Origin of the sequence: Kribbella sp. NPDC058245 (assembly GCF_042882005.1) — a bacterium.
In the GTDB taxonomy this organism is placed as follows: Bacteria; Actinomycetota; Actinomycetes; order Propionibacteriales; family Kribbellaceae; genus Kribbella.
In genome coordinates, this window is sequence record NZ_JBHVWY010000019.1 from 1 (window position 1) to 15,630 (window position 15,630).

Genomic DNA, 15,630 nt, shown 5'->3' on the forward strand with positions numbered 1-15,630 from the left:
GGAAGTTAAGCCCTTCAGCGCCGATGGTACTGCGACCGGGAGGTCGTGGGAGAGTAGGACGCCGCCGGACTTTCACACTGTTAAGGGCCACCCCGTGAGGGGTGGCCCTTAACATATGTCCGGCTATTTTTTCGCTGCACCGGACCTCCGGGCGATGCTCGCCAGGTGGGCTCCGGACCTCTCGATGAGGGGCTCTGGGGCACGGGGCGGTAGGTTAGTGCGGTTACCCCGCACTTCAGCATCGAAGGAGTCACTGTGGCGACGCCACCTCGCAATCCCCGGTCCGGCTCGGGGGACCGTCGCGGTTCCTCCGGGAGCGGTGGCCGTTCCGGCCGTAGTAGCGGGGGACGTCCCGAATCCGGTGGTGCCGGCTACAGCGGGAAGCGCTCTGGTTCTGGTTCTGGTTCCGGTGGCGGTTCGAGCTTCGGCGGTCGTTCGGGTTCGAGTGGCGGCTCCAGCGGTGGAAACCGTTCGGGATCCGGTGGCTCGAGCGGCGGCTCTGGGTACGGCGGCAATCGGACCGGTGGCGGTTCCGGTGGCGGCGGTGGTCAGCGCAGCTCCGGTGGTTTCCGGGGGGCTTCGAGTCGTGGGGACACCCCGCGTACCGGTGCCCCGCGCAGTGCGCCGCGTAGCGGTGGTGACCGGGACGAGCCGCGTACAGAGAACCGGCGTGGATTCGCTGGCTCCCGTGGTGACGACAAGGGCCGCCGCGATCCGTTCGGTGGCCAGCTGGCCGGCGGGCGTGACGACCGCGGTGGCGACAACCGTTCCGGCGGGTACCGCCGTGACGACCGCTCCGGTGGTGGCGACCGCGGTGGTTACAACCGCGACGACCGCTCCAGCGGCGGCTACAACAAGGACAACCGCTCCACGGGTGGGCGTGACGATCGCCCCAGTGGTGGCGGATACAACCGCGACAGCCGTCCGGCCAGTGGTGGTTACAACCGTGATGACCGTTCCGGTGGTGGCGACCGCGGTGGGTTCCGTGGCGGCGACCGTCCGGCGCGTGATGACCGTGGTGGCTACAGCCGCGATGCGCGTCCGGCTCGCGATGACCGCAGCGCCCCCCGGACCGAGCGTCCGGCGCGTGACGATCGGGGCGGCTACAACCGCGACGATCGCTCCAGCGGTGGTGGCTACAACCGTGACAGCCGTCCCGCCAGCGGTGGGTACAACCGCGATGACCGTTCCAGCGGCGGCGGTTACAGCCGCCCGGCCGGTGGCGGTTACAACCGTGATGACCGTTCCGGTGGTGGCGACCGCGGTGGATTCCGTGGTGGGGACCGTCCGGCGCGCGATGACCGTGGTGCACCCCGCGGTGAGCGTCCGGCGCGTGATGACCGTGGTGGGTACAGTCGGGATGCTCGGCCTGCTCGTGATGACCGTAGTGCGCCTCGGACCGAGCGTCCGGCTCGGGACGACCGGGGCAGTGCTCCCGGTGGGTTCCGGCGGGATGACCGGGGCGAAGGCCGTCGGGATCAGCGCTCGGCGCCGCGGGATGACCGCGGTGGCGTGCGCGGCGGTGCTCGCAGTGCCGGGCCGGCGCGTGGTGAGCGTGGCGCCTTCAAGCGGGACGATCGCGACGCACGCGGTGCGCGCGGTGGGCGTGACGACCGGCGCGGTGGGCCGCGGCGGGACGACGAGGAGAGGGTTGGTCCGCGCCGCGACGACCCGGTGATTCCTGAGGGCATCACCGGCGCGGAGCTGGACCGTGGCCCGAAGGCCGAGCTGCGCTCGTTGCCGCGCAGCCTGGCGGACCTGGTTGCGCAGCACCTGGTGGCGTCTGGGCGAGTCCTGGACGACGACCCGGAGCTGGCGTACCTGCATGCCAAGACGGCTCGGCGACTCGCTGCCCGCCTCGGCGGTGTCCGCGAGGCCGTAGCGATCACGGCGTACCTGGCTGAGCATTATGACGAGGCGCTGACCGAGTTCCGCGCCGTACGGCGGATGACCGGCAACCACGAAGTGCTCGCGATGATGGCCGACTGTGAGCGTGCACTGCGGCGTCCGGAGAAGGCGCTGGCGCTGGCGCAGGACAAGCACGTTCGGGACCTGTCCGAGCCGACGCAGATCGAGCTGTTGATCGTGACGGCCGGCGCCCGGCGCGACATGGGCCAGGTCGCCGCCGCAATCCAGGTGCTCGAGGTGCCGGAGCTGACCAAGCGAACCCGTGCGGACTGGTTGCCGCGACTGCGTTACGCGTACGCCGACGCGCTGGCTGCGGCCGGCCGGACCGAAGAGGCTCTGGTCTGGTTCCACCGCGCTGCCGGTGCGGACGCCGACGGCTCCACCGGAGCCGCTGAGCGCGCCGCCGAGCTCGAAGGCCTCGAGTTCACCGACCTCGACGAAGACATCGAGGAGGAGGTCGAAGAGTCCGACCCCAGTACGGCGGACGACACCGCGACCGTGCTGGAGGTCGACGAGGTCGACAATGAAGACAACTTCGGCGACCTCGACGAGTCCGACGACGACGAAGCCGATGAGCCCGACGACGAGTCCGCTGCGGACACGACCGACGAGGACGACGCGGACGCAACCGACGAGGGCGACGAGGACGCGACCGACACGGACGCGACCGACGAGGTTGTGGCCGAGGACAAGCCGGAGAAGTCCGAGCAGTAGAACAGCGCTGTGCTGATGGAGCCGCCGGGTGACCCCCGGCGGCTCTTTCACGTTCGGGGCCTACGCCCACTCGAGCGAACTGATCGGCGAGTGTGCCAAGTGTGGCAAGGGCACCGTCGAGTGTGACCTCTCTGTCGTTCTCCATCGTTTACCGGCGGCACTCTCCTCACAGTCGAGGCGGGGCGCCAGGTAATGGCGCGTCGAGCGAAGCCACCGTGCGGGTGGGAATGCCGGGAGGGGACTGCGCCTGCCTGGGTCACAGCGTCCGAAAACACGCCGACTACGTGCTGCGGGTCTTCGGACGTTGCGCCTGCCTGGGTCACAGCGTCCGAAAACACGCCGACGACGTGCTGCGGGTCTTCGGACGTTGCGCCTGCCTGGGTCACAGCGTCCGAAAACACGCCGACCACGTACTGCGGGTCTTCGGACGTTGCAGCATCCCCGCGCAAGTGCGTCCGGGGGCGACGCGCAGGAATTGATCGGGGGTGGAGTGGCGCCGGGAGAATGGGGCGATGGGAGCAAGCGTGGGGCTGCTGGAGGCGGAGACGCCGGTTGAGGTGCTGATTGGGAACGCGCTCGCCAAGGGAGGCCGTCGGCTCCGGCGGGCGGTGGTGATGGTGGAGAAGGGCGAGGATGACGCCATCCATCAGGTGCGGGTCTCGTGCCGGCGGCTGCGGAGCAACCTGAAGCTCTTCAAGGGGTTCCTGGCGGGGGAGTGGGCCACAGACCTCAGGCGCGAGCTCGCGGAGCTGGCGAACGCCTGTGGTGAGGCACGCGATCTGCAAGTGATCGCAGCACTCGTCAAGGAGACGTCGACCAGCGAGGACGACCCGGAGCACGTCGAGCAGATCCTGCGGACCCTCACCGCCGGACTGGAGCGCGCCGCGGCACGCTCGGCCGAGGTGGTCGCGGGGGAACGCACTGCCACGTTGCTGGGCACGCTGGAGGCAGCGGCGGCCGCGCCCGGGCTCAAACGGAAGGCTGTGAAGCCGTGTGGCGAGGTGCTGCCCGAGCTGCTGGACAGCGCCGTACAGGTGTTCGCAGGGGAGGCGGACAAGCTGCAGCCGTGGACGCAGGAGGACGACTGGCATGAGGTGCGGCTGCTGGCCAAGCGCATGCGGTACGCCGCTGACACCTGCGCGACTGTGCTCGGGGACGAGGCGCACGCGACTGCTGTCCAGGCGGCCAGGTACCAGGAGCTGCTGGGACAGCACCAGGACCAGTGCGCGGCTGCAGACGCGCTGACTGCGCTCGTGCCGACTGCTGAGCCGGAGCTGGCGTTCGCCCTCGGGCGGCTGGTGGAGAGGCACCGGGCGGCCCGCAAGCCGCTGCGTGAGGAATTCCTCGGTCTGTACCACCGCTCTTGACGGGCTGACCGCCTGGTTGTACATGTATGTACATGTCTGAACAGGTATGTCGCTCGAAGCGATCCCAGCTGGTTGCGGAGCTGGCCACCGACATCCGGGCCGGCCGGCTGGCGCATGGTGAGCGGCTCCCGGGCGAGAACCAGCTCGCGACCCGCTACCAGGTCTCCCGGGGCACGGTGCGCAGCGCGCTGGCCGAGCTGCAGCGGCGGGAGCTGATCGCCACCGAGTCCGGCGTCGGCTCGTTCGTGACGTTCGACGGGAAGCCACTCGACCAGCAGGTTGGCTGGGCCCGCGCGCTGGCCGAAGGCGGTGCCGACGTGCGCACCGAACTGCTGGGGATCGAGGCAGGTGGCGACCCGGCGGTCGAGGAGCAGTACGGGCCGATCGTCACCGTCCGCCGCTTGCGCCGCTCTGAAGGACACCCGGTATCTATCGAGGTTTCCGCGCTACCGGCCGTCGGCACCATGGTCGAACTGCCCACCACAGGACTGGTCGACGACTCGATCACAGCGACCCTGCGAGCCGCCGGTCGCCAAGGCACTGGTGGCGAGCAGTGGATCTCCGTCGAGCCGCTGGACGCCGCTGACGCCGCTCTGCTCGACCGAACGGCCGGAGAGCTGTTCCTGCGGGCGGTCCGGGTCACCCTCGACCAGGACGGCGCTCTGGTCGAGCATGTGACGAGCCTGCTGGATCCGCAGCGGTTCCGGTTCCACCTGAGCTTTCCGTCGGCCCGATGAGTACCCGGGACCGGGCGCTGGGCGCTCTGTACGGTCTGGCGATCGGAGACGCGCTGGGGATGCCCACCCAGTCGATGTCCCGCGCCGACATCGCAGCCCGGTACGGCGTCGTGGACCGGCTCCTGCCTGGTGCGCCGGACCAGCCGATCGCACCGGACATGCCGGCCGGAACCATCACCGACGACACCGAGCAGGCGCTATTGCTCGCACGGCTGTTGGTCGAGGGAAACGGCCGGGTGGATCCGCACAAGTTCGCCGGAGCCCTGCAGTCCTGGGAGCAGGACATGCTCCGCCGCGGCTCGCTCGATCTGCTCGGCCCGTCCACCAAGCGCGCGCTGGACCGCCTGGCTGCAGGTGAGCCCGCCGAGCAGACCGGTCGAGACGGTACGACGAATGGCGCGGCCATGCGCGTAGCGCCTGTCGGCATCGCGTACGCCGGTGACGAGCTGCTGGACGCCGTACTGGAGTCCTGCCGGGTCACGCACAACACAGGCCTCGGGATCGCTGCGGCCGCCGCGGTGGCGGCGGCTGTCTCGGCTGGCGTGGGTGGGGCTGACCTGCCCACCGCAGTGGCCGCGGCTGAGGATGCCGCAACTGCTGGGGGCCAGCGAGGCCACTGGGTCGCAGGCGGCAGCATCGCGGCCCGACTGCGCTGGGTCCGCGGCTGGGCTCAGGGCCTCGCGCCTGACGAGCTCATCCCGGCAATCGACGAAGTCGTCGGTACGTCGGTCGCCGCCAACGAGTCCGTCGTCGCGGCGTTCGCCCTAGTCGAGGTGCTCGGCGAGGACGTCCGCACCGCACTCACCACCGCCGCATCACTCGGCGGCGACACCGACACCATTGCCGCGATCTGTGGCGCCGTACTCGGCGCACAGCACGGCATGTCCGGACTCCCGGCGGACCTGCTCGACCAGGTTCGCCACGTCAACCGGCTCGACCTCGATGCAACTGTCGACGGCCTGCTGGCACTGCGCGCTACCGAAGGAGGCCAGCATGGCCACCGACACCTCTGACACCGCCGCAGCCCTGAAAGCCGAGTCCACACTGGAGGTCACGCAGTGACCGGGCGACTCGTACACACCGGACAGGTCGTCATCGACCTCGTCATGCAGGTACCGGCTCTGCCACCAGTTGGCGGTGATGTGCTGGCGCTCTCCACGATCGAGTACGTCGGCGGTGGGTTCAATGTGATGGCCGCCGCGGCCCGAGCGGGTGCTGACGTGGTCTACGCAGGCGGTCACGGCACCGGCGCACGTGGCGACCGGGTGCGTGCAGAACTCGCGGCTGCGGACATCACGCTCTCGCAGGACATCACTAGCGATGTCGATACCGGAGTGTGCGTTGTACTGCTCGACAGCACAGGGGAGCGGACGTTCGTCACCGGTAGCGGCGCCGAGACGGCTGTTGGCGAACCACTGCCAGCGCTAGAGCCTGCTGACATCGGCTATGTCTCCGGCTACAGCCTGGTGGTGCCGGAGAAAGCCGAGCAGGTGCTGGCGATGCAGGGCGGCTCGCTACTGGTGGACCCTGGTCCGCTGGTGGCCGACATCGACCCCGACATCTGGGCGCGCACGCTGGCTCGCACTGCGGTGCTGAGCTGCAACGACCGCGAGGCGCAACTGCTCACCAGCAAGGCTGATCCAGTGGAGGCTGCACGAGAGCTAGCTGGTCGACTGCCACGCAATGCTGTCGCTGTGGTGCGGACTGGACCGGCCGGCTGCGTCGTTGCTCAGCAAGGCACCGTGCAGGTAGTGCCGAGCATCAAGGTGGACGTCGTCGACACCAACGGTGCTGGCGACGCGCACTGCGGATGGTTTGCTGCTGAACTCCTGCGCGGCACCGACGTCCTCGAAGCGGCCCGCCGCGCCAACGTCGCCGCAGCCATCGCAGTCACCCGTAGCGGTCCCGCCACAGCGCCCACCCGCAGTGAGGTCGAAGCTAAAGCACTCTGAACAGCAGTCCGACGCGAGGCTTCGGGCCGAAGGACGTCGCCTTCTGCGGCAGGATGACGCCCTGGACCGCCGAGCCGAGCACCTGGTCCAGACGCGGTGCAGTGAGCTCGACAGCCGCCTGGGTGGGGCCGGCCAGGGCCAGGGCGTCGGACAGCGTGTGGTGGAAGGTGATGTCGTCCATCGGCGCACCCCAGGCGGGCAGCAGGTGCTCGTGGAGCGATGAGACGACGGGGACGGTCTGACCGTTGGACGGTCGGACCGTGATCCAGTCGGTGCCGTCGGTGATCGTGAGCCGGTCGGGGAGGTCCACCAGCCGACCTGGCAGCACGTGCCAGCCCTCTGGCGTGCGAGCGCGCACCATGTCGAGCGTCAGGCCGGGCACTACGCGGTGAATGGGATCCAGCGTCAGCGGGTGACGGTTGTAGTCGACCAGCATCGCCAGGCCGACGTCAGTGCCCGGACGGTCCGGCTCGCGGCGACGGCGCTCCAGGTAGGCCGCGTAGCGGTGGTGGCCGTCAGCGATCAGGGCCTCGTGCTTTGCTACCTCGGAGGCGATCACTGCGAGCGTCTCGGGGTCATCGATCCGCCAGATGCGGTGTTCGGCGCCGTTCTCGGTTTCGGCCTCCACCCAGGGCACCCCGGTCCTGGCCGCGTCCACTGCATCGCTGGCCGCGCCACCGTCGCCGTACGCGAGCAGGATGGGCTCCAGGTCCGCGTCGGTGGCTTCCATCAGTTCGAGGCGGTCGTCGACCCAGTGCGGCATCACGTTCTCGTGGGGGAGCACCACGCGCCGCTGCGGATCCAGCGCGAGTGACCCGACCAGACCGCACAGTACGGCGTCGCCCAGCCGCTGCTCGTAGACGTACAGCGCCGGGCGTGGGTCCTGGATCACCACACCGGCCTCCTGCCAACCGGCGAGGCGCCGGGCAGGCTCGTCGTACCGGCTCGGACCCAGGTTGGGGTCGCGTGGAAGGATGAGCCTCACCATGTTGTGCAGATCAGACGCAGTCAGCCGCCGGACCAGCGCGGGTTCCAGCACGTCGTACGGCGGTGAGGTGACCGCGCCCAGGCCGCTCACCATCCCCGCGACGAACCGCCACGCACGCAGCGGGTCCAGCCGCAACACGCTCCCCCTCGAATCCAGCATGTCTCGCATCGTAGGACGGGACTCATGAGCACGCATGGCGAAGCGCCCGCGCCGCTGTCAGAGTGTGATGAACCGCTCGCGAGCCGGTACGACGTCGCGCTGCTCGATCTGGACGGCGTGGTGTACGTCGGACCGGACCCGGTCCCCGAGGCGCCTGACCACCTGCGTAAGGCGGCCAAGGAGGGCATGCGGATCGGCTACATCACCAACAACGCCAGCCGGCCGGCCCGGATCGTGGCCGAGCACCTGGCGTCGTTCGGGCTGGATGTGATCGCTGACGACGTGGTGACCTCCGCGCAGGCCGCAGCGAAGCTGATCGCGAGTGAGTACCCCAAGGGATCGCCGGTGCTCGTCATCGGTGGTGAAGGGCTCTACGCGGCTCTGGAGGAGTACGGGCTCACTGCGGTGCGCAGCAGCGACGCCCGCCCGGTGGCCGTCGTACAGGGCTTCCACCCGGATGTGAACTGGGTGATGCTCGCCGATGGTGCGCATGCGATCAACGAGGGCGCGAAGTGGTTCGCGACCAACCTTGACCTGACCATCCCGACCGCAGCGGGGATGGCGCCTGGAAACGGCACGCTGGTGCAGGCAGTCCGCGCCGCGGTCGAGGTGGACCCGATCGTTGCCGGCAAGCCGGCCCCACCGCTGCTGGAGACGAGTATCGAGCGGCTGAAAGCCAAGAATCCGTTGATGATCGGTGACCGGCTGGACTCCGACATCGCCGGCGCACATGCAGTCGGCATTGCGAGCCTGTGGGTCGCTACCGGTGTTCACGACGCGCATGACCTGGCGCGGGCGCCGAAGAACGAGCGGCCGACGTACATCGCTCCTGATCTCTCTGCGCTCGGGCAGAAGCAACCTGGCGTGACTGTTGACGGCAGCAAGCACACCTGTGCAGGCTGGTTGGCTGAGGTCGTGAACGGTTCCGTGGCAGTGAAGGGCGAGGGCGAGCCGTACGACGGGCTGCGCGCGATCCTGTCGGCCGTGTGGGCCGCGACCGACGAGCCGGTCAAGCCGACTGCCAAGACTGCCAAGTCAGCGACCCGCAGCAGTCGCCGTCCGCTGCCGAAACCCGCACCGGCGCTCGGCACGATCGCCATCGACGCGGCCCTGCACCGCATCGGCCTCGAGAAGTGACGCCATCCCCAACTGGTAGGCCGGCCCTGGCTGGTAATGCAGGGCAGAGGCGCTACCGTTGCTGGAACGAAGCGAGGAGGCAGTCATGGTGATGGACGCACTGCGCGGCTACGTACAGCTGGCGAACGGCCTGACCGAGGTCAGCAAGCAGAAGGCCCAGGCGGCAGCGAAGGCGCTGCTGCAGCAGACCGGTGCGGAGGCACTGACGTCCGGGCTGACCACGAAGGTGGGCGACCTGGCCGACGAGATCGTTGCCACCAGCAAGAGCAACCGTCAGCTGCTGCAGGCGATCGTGACGAACGAGGTCGAGGGCGCGGTCGCGCGCCTCGGGTTCGTCCGCACCGAAGAGGTCGCAGCACTGGCCCGCCGGGTGCAGCAGCTCGAGAGCGAGCTCGCGGACGCCCAGGCGGCCGCAGCACCTGCTCCGGTAGCAGCACCGGTGACGCCCGCCAAGAAGGCCCCGGCGAAGAAGGCCGCACCGGCGAAGAAGGCTCTCGCCAAGAAGGCAGCCCCGGCCAAGAAGGCTGCTGCCAAGGCCCCTGCCAAGAAGGTGGCCGCGAAGAAGGCACCTGCCAAGAAGACGGCAGCGAAGAAGGCCTGACGTGACCGAACACCCTGGCGAGCAGTTCCCCCCGGACGTCGACCCTGACGTGGAACCGGACTACGCGCCGGAGCGCGGCGAGGAGCCCCAGGCCCAGCCCGACTACGACTCGGAGCCCGGCGCCCAGAACGACCAGTACGGCGCGGAGCCTGCCGAGGACGAGCCTGTGCAGGACGAGCCTGCGCAGGACGAGTCCGGGCACCCGTTGGTGGAAGAAGTGATGGGCCGGCTGGACGACCTGCGCGAGAAGCCGGTCGGCGAGCACGCGGAGGTGTATGCCGACCTGCACGAGCGGCTGCAGACCGCGCTGGTCGAGGCCGACTCCGACCAAGGCGACAGCAGGTAAGTGGCCAAGGGAGTCAAGCGGTCGCGGTTGGACGCAGAGCTGGTACGGCGTGGTCTGGCGCGCTCGCGTGAGCAGGCGAGCGAGCTGATCGCGGCCGGCAAGGTGAAGGTGTCCGGCGCTGTCGCGTCGAAGCCCGCGACCGGTGTCGGGACCGATGCGGCGATCGTGGTCGACACGTCCGAGACCGACGACCCGGGGTACGCGAGTCGTGGCGCGCACAAGCTGATCGGTGCGCTGGAGGCGTTCCCTGAGGTCCAGGTGAAGGGCCGGGTCGCGCTCGACGCGGGTGCGTCCACCGGCGGATTCACCGACGTACTGCTGCGCAACGAGGCAGCGCGTGTGTTCGCGGTCGATGTCGGCTACGGGCAGCTGGTGTGGGCGCTGCAGACCGATGACCGGGTCACCGTGATGGACCGGACGAACGTCCGCACGCTGACACTGGAGCAGATCGGTGGTGAACCGGTTGATCTGGTCGTCAGCGACCTCAGCTTCATCTCACTCACGCTGGTGCTCCCCGCACTGCTCGCAGTGGTGAAACCGGACGGCGAACTGATGCTGATGGTGAAACCACAGTTCGAGGTCGGCAAGGAGCGGCTCGGCAAGGGCGGAGTGGTCCGGGACCCCGAGCTGCGCGCGGACGCCGTACGGGGAGTTGCCAAGAAGGCGCAAGACCTCGGCTGGGGGATTGCTGGCGTCGCGGCCAGTCCACTGCCCGGTCCGTCGGGAAATGTCGAGTACTTCCTGTGGATACGGCGTTCGGCGCCGCCGCTGGATGAGACGATGCTGCAGGACGCTATCGAGCGTGGACCGCAATAGGAGGCAGAGTGGCTGAGCCGCGGCGCGTGCTGGTGGTGACGCACACCGGCCGGGACGAAGCGGTCGAGGTGGCGCGTGATGTGCACCGGCTGCTGACCGGCGCCGGTCTGCTGGTCCGCCTGCTCGCCGACGAGGCCGAAGCACTCAAACTCGACCCGGTCGAGATCGCCGACAACCCGGAGAAGGCGGCGCTCGACGTCGAGCTGATCATCGTGCTCGGCGGCGACGGGTCGATCCTGCGCGCCACCGAGCTGGCCCGCCCGCACGGTACGCCGGTGCTCGGCGTGAATCTGGGCCATGTCGGGTTCCTGGCCGAGGCCGACGTCGACGACCTGGAGCGGATCGTCCAGGTGGTGGTGGACCGCAGCTACACGGTCGAGGAGCGGATGACGCTGGCCGTCGACGTCCGCCACGACGGCGAACTGATCTTCGAGACCTGGGCGCTGAACGAGGCGAGTGTCGAGAAGGCCGCCCGCGAGAAGATGCTCGAGGTGCTCGTCGAGGTCGACAACCGCCCACTGTCCCGCTGGGGCTGCGACGGCGTTGTCGTCGCGACGCCCACCGGCAGTACGGCGTACGCGTTCTCGGCCGGTGGACCGATCGTCTGGCCCGAGGTCGAGGCGATCGTGCTCGTGCCGGTCAGCGCCCACGCACTGTTCTCGCGGCCGATCGTGGTGGCGCCGTCGTCGCGGCTGTCGATCGAGCTGGTCCGCACCTGGAACGGGCGCGGCGTGCTGTGGTGCGACGGCCGGCGGATGGTCGAGGTGCCGCCGGGTGCCGAGATCGTGGTCCGGCGCGGAGCCCGTCCGGTCCGGCTGGCCCGGGCCCACAAGGCCCCGTTCACCGACCGGCTGGTGGCCAAGTTCGACCTCCCGGTGCTCGGCTGGCGCGGTGCCGCCGAACGCAAACGCAACCCCAACGGTCAACAGGAGACCTGATGCTTTCGGAAATCCGCATCACCGGCCTGGGTGTGATCGAGGACGCGACACTGGACCTCGACCCCGGGTTCACGGCTGTGACCGGTGAGACCGGTGCCGGTAAGACGATGGTCGTGACCGGCGTGAACATGCTGCTGGGCGGCCGCGCCGACAGTGGGCTGGTGCGGCACGGGGTACGGCGGGCTCGGGTCGAGGGCCGGGCGACGAACGTGCCGAAGTCGATCGTGCAGCAGGCCGAGGACCGTGGCGGCGAGCTGGATGACGACGACGAGTTGCTGATCGCGCGCGAGCTGTCGTCGGAGGGGCGCTCGCGGGCGTTCCTCGGCGGAGCGTCCGTGCCGGTGTCGGTGCTGGCCGAGGTGTCCGGCGACCTGGTGGCGATTCACGGACAGGCTGATCAGTGGCGGCTGCTGCAGCCGGCTCGGCAGCGCGAGACCCTGGATACCTTTGCTGGTAAGCCGGTTCTGGTGCCGCTGCAGGAGTATTTGACGTCGTACAAGCGGCACCGCGAGGTCGAGGCGGAGCTGACCGAGCTGACCACCAGGCAACGCGATCGGCTCGCCGAGGCGGACCGGCTGCGGTTCGGTCTGGAAGAAGTCGCGAAGGCAGAGCCGCTGCCCGGTGAGGACGCCGAGCTGGCGGCCGAGGAAGGGCGGCTCGCGTACGCCGACGGACTGCGGACCGCGGCCACGAACGCCGCCGACGCCCTCGCCTCGGAGGACCTCGAGTCGACGCGACCAAGCGACGTACTGGGATTGCTGGCCCTGGCCAAGCAGTTGCTGGACGGTGAACGTGACCACGACGCCAAGCTGGCCGGGCTGGCAGACCGGGCCGGAGAGCTCGGGTATCTGGCCGCAGACCTGGCTGGCGAGCTCTCGTCGTACGCCGCCGATGTGGACACCGACCCGGCCCGTCTGTCCGTGGTCAGCGAGCGCAGGTCGCTACTGACCACCCTGATTCGCAAGTACGGCGCTGAGGAAGGGACTGTGGATGAGGTGCTCGACTGGGCCAAGCGCTCAGCCGAGCGCCTGGCCGAGCTGGACGGCAGCGACGAGCGCGTTGAACTGCTGACCGCGGAGCTGACCGAGCTGGACGCGACGCTGACCGAGCTGGGGCGACAGGTCCGCGAGGCGCGGGTCGAGGCGGCCGAGCGGCTCGGCGTACTGGTGTCGGAGGAGCTGACCGGGCTGGCGATGCCGCACGCGACGCTGTCGGTCGAGGTGCACGAGACCACGGCCGGTCCGTACGGGATCGACGAGATCGAATTCTGCTTCGCGGCGAACCCGGGGAGCCCGGCCCGGCCGCTGCAGAAGTCGGCGTCCGGTGGTGAGCTGTCCCGAGTGATGCTGGCGCTCGAGGTGATCCTGTCCGACACGCACAAGGTACCGACGCTGGTGTTCGACGAGATCGACGCCGGGATCGGCGGCCGCGCCGCGGTGGAGGTGGGTAAGCGCTTGGCGCGGTTGGCCGAGAAGGCTCAGGTGATCGTGGTGACGCACCTGCCGCAGGTGGCCGCGTTCGCCGACCGGCACGCCGTCGTACTGAAGAGTGACGACGGCTCGGTGACCACGAGTGGCCTGGTCGCACTGGATGACGATGCGCGCTTGAAGGAGCTGTCGCGGATGATGGCCGGCCTGGAGAACTCCGACGCAGCTCAGGCGCATGCCGAGGAACTGCTCGCACTGGCGGCCGAGCGGCACACCAAGCCCAAGAAGAAGAAACGGTAGCCATTACCGGGTCAAGCGCTCGTTACAAAGGATGCTCGTTACAAAGTATGAAATGGCCCGCGGGCGGGGTCATGAGCCAGAACGGCTCTGGTGACGTGGCAGGATGAGAGCGCGATGAAACTGCCCAGCCTGCGGAGAGCACGCCCGACTGAACTGCCCGGAACCACCGGAGTGGTCCGGCTGGATCGGCGTACCAAGAATCTCACCAAACGGCTGAAATCGGGCGAGATCGCGGTCATCGACCATGTCGACCTGGACCGGGTCAGCGCCGAGGCGCTGGTGGACTGCAAGGTCTCCGCGGTGGTCAACGTCGCGGATTCGATCAGCGGCCGCTATCCGAACCTCGGCCCGGAGATCCTGGTCGCCGCCGGGATCCCCTTGGTCGACGGCATTGGCCGCGAGGTCTTCTCGGTCCTGCACGAAGGCGAGCGCGTCCGGCTGCACGACGGGACCCTGTACCGCGGTGACGAGGTCGTCGCGAAGGGTGTTGCCCAGGACAGCCAGTCCGTGGCCGAGCTGATGGACGAGGCCCGGGCCGGGCTCTCGACCCAGCTCGAGGCGTTCACCGCGAACACACTGGACTACCTGCGTCGCGAGCGCGACCTGCTGCTCGACGGTGTCGGCGTCCCCGAGATCCACACGCCGATGGACGGCAGGCACGTGCTGATCGTCGTCCGTGGCTACGACTATCGCGAGGACCTGGTCGCGTTGCGGCCGTACATCCGGGAGTACCGGCCGGTCCTGATCGGTGTCGACGGCGGTGCGGACGCGCTGGTCGAGAACGGGTACGCCCCGGACCTGATCGTCGGCGACATGGACTCGGTCAAGGACGAGACGCTGAAGAGCGGCGCCGAAGTGGTCGTGCACGCGTACCGCGACGGCCGCGCGCCCGGCTCGGAGCGGCTGGAACGGCTCGGAGTGGACTCGATCGAGTTCCCGGCCACCGGCACCAGTGAGGACGTCGCGATGCTGCTGGCCGACTCCAAGGGTGCCTCGCTGATCGTTGCGGTCGGCACTCACAACTCGCTGGTGGAGTTCCTGGACAAGGGCCGCTCCGGGATGGCCAGCACCTTCATCACTCGCTTGCGTGTCGGCGCCAAGCTGGTGGACGCGAAGGGCGTCGGGCGGCTGTACCGCAGCCGGGTCTCGACGTTCCAGATCGTCGCGCTGGTCGCGGCCGGTCTGTTCGCCCTCGGGATGGCGATGGTCGCCATCGACGCCGACGCTGTGCTGTGGTCGATTCTGCGGGCGCGCTGGAACGACTTCGTCTACTGGATCCGGGAGCTGTTCACGTGATCGACTTTCGCTACCACATCGTCTCGATCGTGGCGATCTTCTTCGCCCTGGGCGCGGGTGTGGTGCTCGGCGCCGGTCCGCTGAAGGGCACCGGCAGCGACATCATCGCGAACCAGGCGAACATCGATCGCCAGAACCTCGTCGACGCCCGGGCCAAGAACGACGAACTGCAGGCACTGAACAAGTACCACCAGGACTACGAGGCCAAGGTGACGGCCGGGCTGGCCACCGGCAAGCTGACCGATCGCAAGGTCGCGATCATCACGATGCCGAACGCCGACAGCAGTGTGGTCGACGGGCTCGACGACGAGGCGCAGAAGGCCGGCGCCCAGGTGACCGTCCGGGCCGCGCTGAACGCGAAGCTGTTCGATCCCGGTCAGCGCCAGCTGGTGGAGCCGCTGATCACCCAGCTCGCCACGGCCGACGTCGACTTCCCGAAGGACTCCACGACCTACGAGCGGGCCGGGCTGATCCTGGCGCGCGGGCTCGCGGCCAAGGAGGGCGGCAAGCCGGTCGACGCCGACTCGACCCGGATCCTCAGCGGGCTGACCGATGCCGGGCTGGTGTCGCTGAAGCCGGCGACGATCAAGGACCGCTCCACGCTGATCGTCGTGGTGGCCGGCAAACCGGCCGATCCGCCGGTGACCAGCTCGGCGTACGCCGACGCGGTGGACTTCGCCAAGGGTCTCGACGCGGGCAGCGCCGGTGTGGTGGTGGCCGGGACGCCGGACACCGCGCAGGACGGCGGACTGCTGAAGGCCTTGCGCAGTGACTCCGACGCCACCAAGATCGTTTCCTCGGTGGACGTGGCCGATCTGCCCGCCGGGCAGATGACCGTCGTCTTCGCGCTGGTCGAGCAGGCGACCGGCAAGGCCGGTCAGTACGGTGCTTTCGGCGCGAAGGACGGCATCGCGCCGGCCGCCGTACAGGTGAAGGACAACTGA

14 protein-coding genes are annotated in these 15,630 nt (G+C 69.2%); 13 read left to right on the forward strand and 1 reads right to left on the reverse strand.

Annotated features, from left to right (window positions below; genetic code table 11):
• Positions 1 to 255: 255 nt before the first annotated feature.
• The 5 genes from ACFVWG_RS34630 (at position 256) to ACFVWG_RS34650 (ending at position 6,678) form a co-directional block, all read left to right on the forward strand.
• Complete coding sequence (locus ACFVWG_RS34630) at positions 256 to 2,622, forward strand: hypothetical protein (protein WP_391547694.1); 2,367 nt, start codon at positions 256 to 258, stop codon at positions 2,620 to 2,622.
• 512 nt (positions 2,623 to 3,134) lie between these two features.
• A complete protein-coding gene (locus ACFVWG_RS34635; protein ID WP_391547695.1) occupies positions 3,135 to 3,989 on the forward strand; it encodes a CHAD domain-containing protein in 855 nt (284 codons plus the stop codon).
• 32 nt (positions 3,990 to 4,021) lie between these two features.
• A complete protein-coding gene (locus ACFVWG_RS34640) occupies positions 4,022 to 4,726 on the forward strand; it encodes a GntR family transcriptional regulator (RefSeq protein WP_391547696.1) in 705 nt (234 codons plus the stop codon).
• Entirely contained in the window at positions 4,723 to 5,739 is a 1,017-nt protein-coding gene (locus ACFVWG_RS34645) for an ADP-ribosylglycohydrolase family protein (protein ID WP_391547697.1), read from the forward strand. The genes ACFVWG_RS34640 and ACFVWG_RS34645 overlap by 4 nt, the downstream gene beginning before the upstream one ends.
• Positions 5,740 to 5,784: 45 nt before the next feature.
• On the forward strand, positions 5,785 to 6,678 hold the full coding sequence (locus tag ACFVWG_RS34650; protein WP_391547698.1) for a PfkB family carbohydrate kinase: 894 nt from the start codon (positions 5,785 to 5,787) through the stop codon (positions 6,676 to 6,678).
• On the opposite strand, the gene ACFVWG_RS34655 is transcribed toward ACFVWG_RS34650, so the two are convergent.
• Complete coding sequence (locus ACFVWG_RS34655) at positions 6,665 to 7,825, reverse strand: DUF1015 family protein (RefSeq protein ID WP_391547699.1); 1,161 nt, start codon at positions 7,823 to 7,825, stop codon at positions 6,665 to 6,667. The genes ACFVWG_RS34650 and ACFVWG_RS34655 overlap by 14 nt on opposite strands.
• A 24-nt stretch (positions 7,826 to 7,849) precedes the next feature.
• Here ACFVWG_RS34655 and ACFVWG_RS34660 point away from each other — a divergent pair, with 24 nt between their 5' ends.
• The 8 genes from ACFVWG_RS34660 (at position 7,850) to ACFVWG_RS34695 (ending at position 15,630) form a co-directional block, all read left to right on the forward strand.
• On the forward strand, positions 7,850 to 8,962 hold the full coding sequence (locus ACFVWG_RS34660) for an HAD-IIA family hydrolase (RefSeq protein WP_391547700.1): 1,113 nt from the start codon (positions 7,850 to 7,852) through the stop codon (positions 8,960 to 8,962).
• Between the two features lie 85 nt (positions 8,963 to 9,047).
• Positions 9,048 to 9,563, forward strand: coding sequence for a polyhydroxyalkanoate synthesis protein PhaF (locus tag ACFVWG_RS34665; RefSeq protein ID WP_391547701.1), 516 nt, complete (start codon positions 9,048 to 9,050; stop codon positions 9,561 to 9,563).
• A gap of 1 nt (position 9,564) precedes the next feature.
• Positions 9,565 to 9,909 carry a hypothetical protein gene (locus ACFVWG_RS34670; RefSeq protein ID WP_391547702.1) on the forward strand — a complete coding sequence of 115 codons (345 nt, stop codon included), beginning with the start codon at positions 9,565 to 9,567 and terminating at the stop codon, positions 9,907 to 9,909.
• A gap of 27 nt (positions 9,910 to 9,936) precedes the next feature.
• Positions 9,937 to 10,725: a TlyA family RNA methyltransferase gene (locus ACFVWG_RS34675; protein WP_391547703.1), complete on the forward strand. Its 789-nt coding sequence runs from the start codon at positions 9,937 to 9,939 to the stop codon at positions 10,723 to 10,725.
• An 8-nt stretch (positions 10,726 to 10,733) separates the two neighbouring features.
• A complete protein-coding gene (locus ACFVWG_RS34680; RefSeq protein ID WP_391547704.1) occupies positions 10,734 to 11,663 on the forward strand; it encodes an NAD kinase in 930 nt (309 codons plus the stop codon).
• A complete protein-coding gene (gene recN, locus ACFVWG_RS34685) occupies positions 11,663 to 13,390 on the forward strand; it encodes a DNA repair protein RecN (protein WP_391547705.1) in 1,728 nt (575 codons plus the stop codon). Before ACFVWG_RS34680 ends, recN begins: the two co-directional genes overlap by 1 nt.
• Before the next feature lie 114 nt (positions 13,391 to 13,504).
• Positions 13,505 to 14,686: a putative cytokinetic ring protein SteA gene (gene steA / locus ACFVWG_RS34690; protein ID WP_391547706.1), complete on the forward strand. Its 1,182-nt coding sequence runs from the start codon at positions 13,505 to 13,507 to the stop codon at positions 14,684 to 14,686.
• Positions 14,683 to 15,630 carry a copper transporter gene (locus tag ACFVWG_RS34695; RefSeq protein WP_391547707.1) on the forward strand — a complete coding sequence of 316 codons (948 nt, stop codon included), beginning with the start codon at positions 14,683 to 14,685 and terminating at the stop codon, positions 15,628 to 15,630. The genes steA and ACFVWG_RS34695 overlap by 4 nt, the downstream gene beginning before the upstream one ends.

What these genes read in the sequence shown, in the direction of transcription:
- ACFVWG_RS34635 (WP_391547695.1), top strand. Translation starts at nt 3,135, where the DNA reads ATGGGAGCAAGCGTGGGGCTGCTGGAGGCGGAGACGCCGGTTGAGGTG.
- steA (WP_391547706.1), top strand. Translation starts at nt 13,505, where the DNA reads ATGAAACTGCCCAGCCTGCGGAGAGCACGCCCGACTGAACTGCCCGGA.
- ACFVWG_RS34660 (WP_391547700.1), top strand. Translation starts at nt 7,850, where the DNA reads ATGAGCACGCATGGCGAAGCGCCCGCGCCGCTGTCAGAGTGTGATGAA.
- ACFVWG_RS34665 (WP_391547701.1), top strand. Translation starts at nt 9,048, where the DNA reads ATGGTGATGGACGCACTGCGCGGCTACGTACAGCTGGCGAACGGCCTG.
- ACFVWG_RS34655 (WP_391547699.1), bottom strand. Translation starts at nt 7,825, where the DNA reads ATGCTGGATTCGAGGGGGAGCGTGTTGCGGCTGGACCCGCTGCGTGCG.
- ACFVWG_RS34645 (WP_391547697.1), top strand. Translation starts at nt 4,723, where the DNA reads ATGAGTACCCGGGACCGGGCGCTGGGCGCTCTGTACGGTCTGGCGATC.
- ACFVWG_RS34640 (WP_391547696.1), top strand. Translation starts at nt 4,022, where the DNA reads ATGTCTGAACAGGTATGTCGCTCGAAGCGATCCCAGCTGGTTGCGGAG.
- recN (WP_391547705.1), top strand. Translation starts at nt 11,663, where the DNA reads ATGCTTTCGGAAATCCGCATCACCGGCCTGGGTGTGATCGAGGACGCG.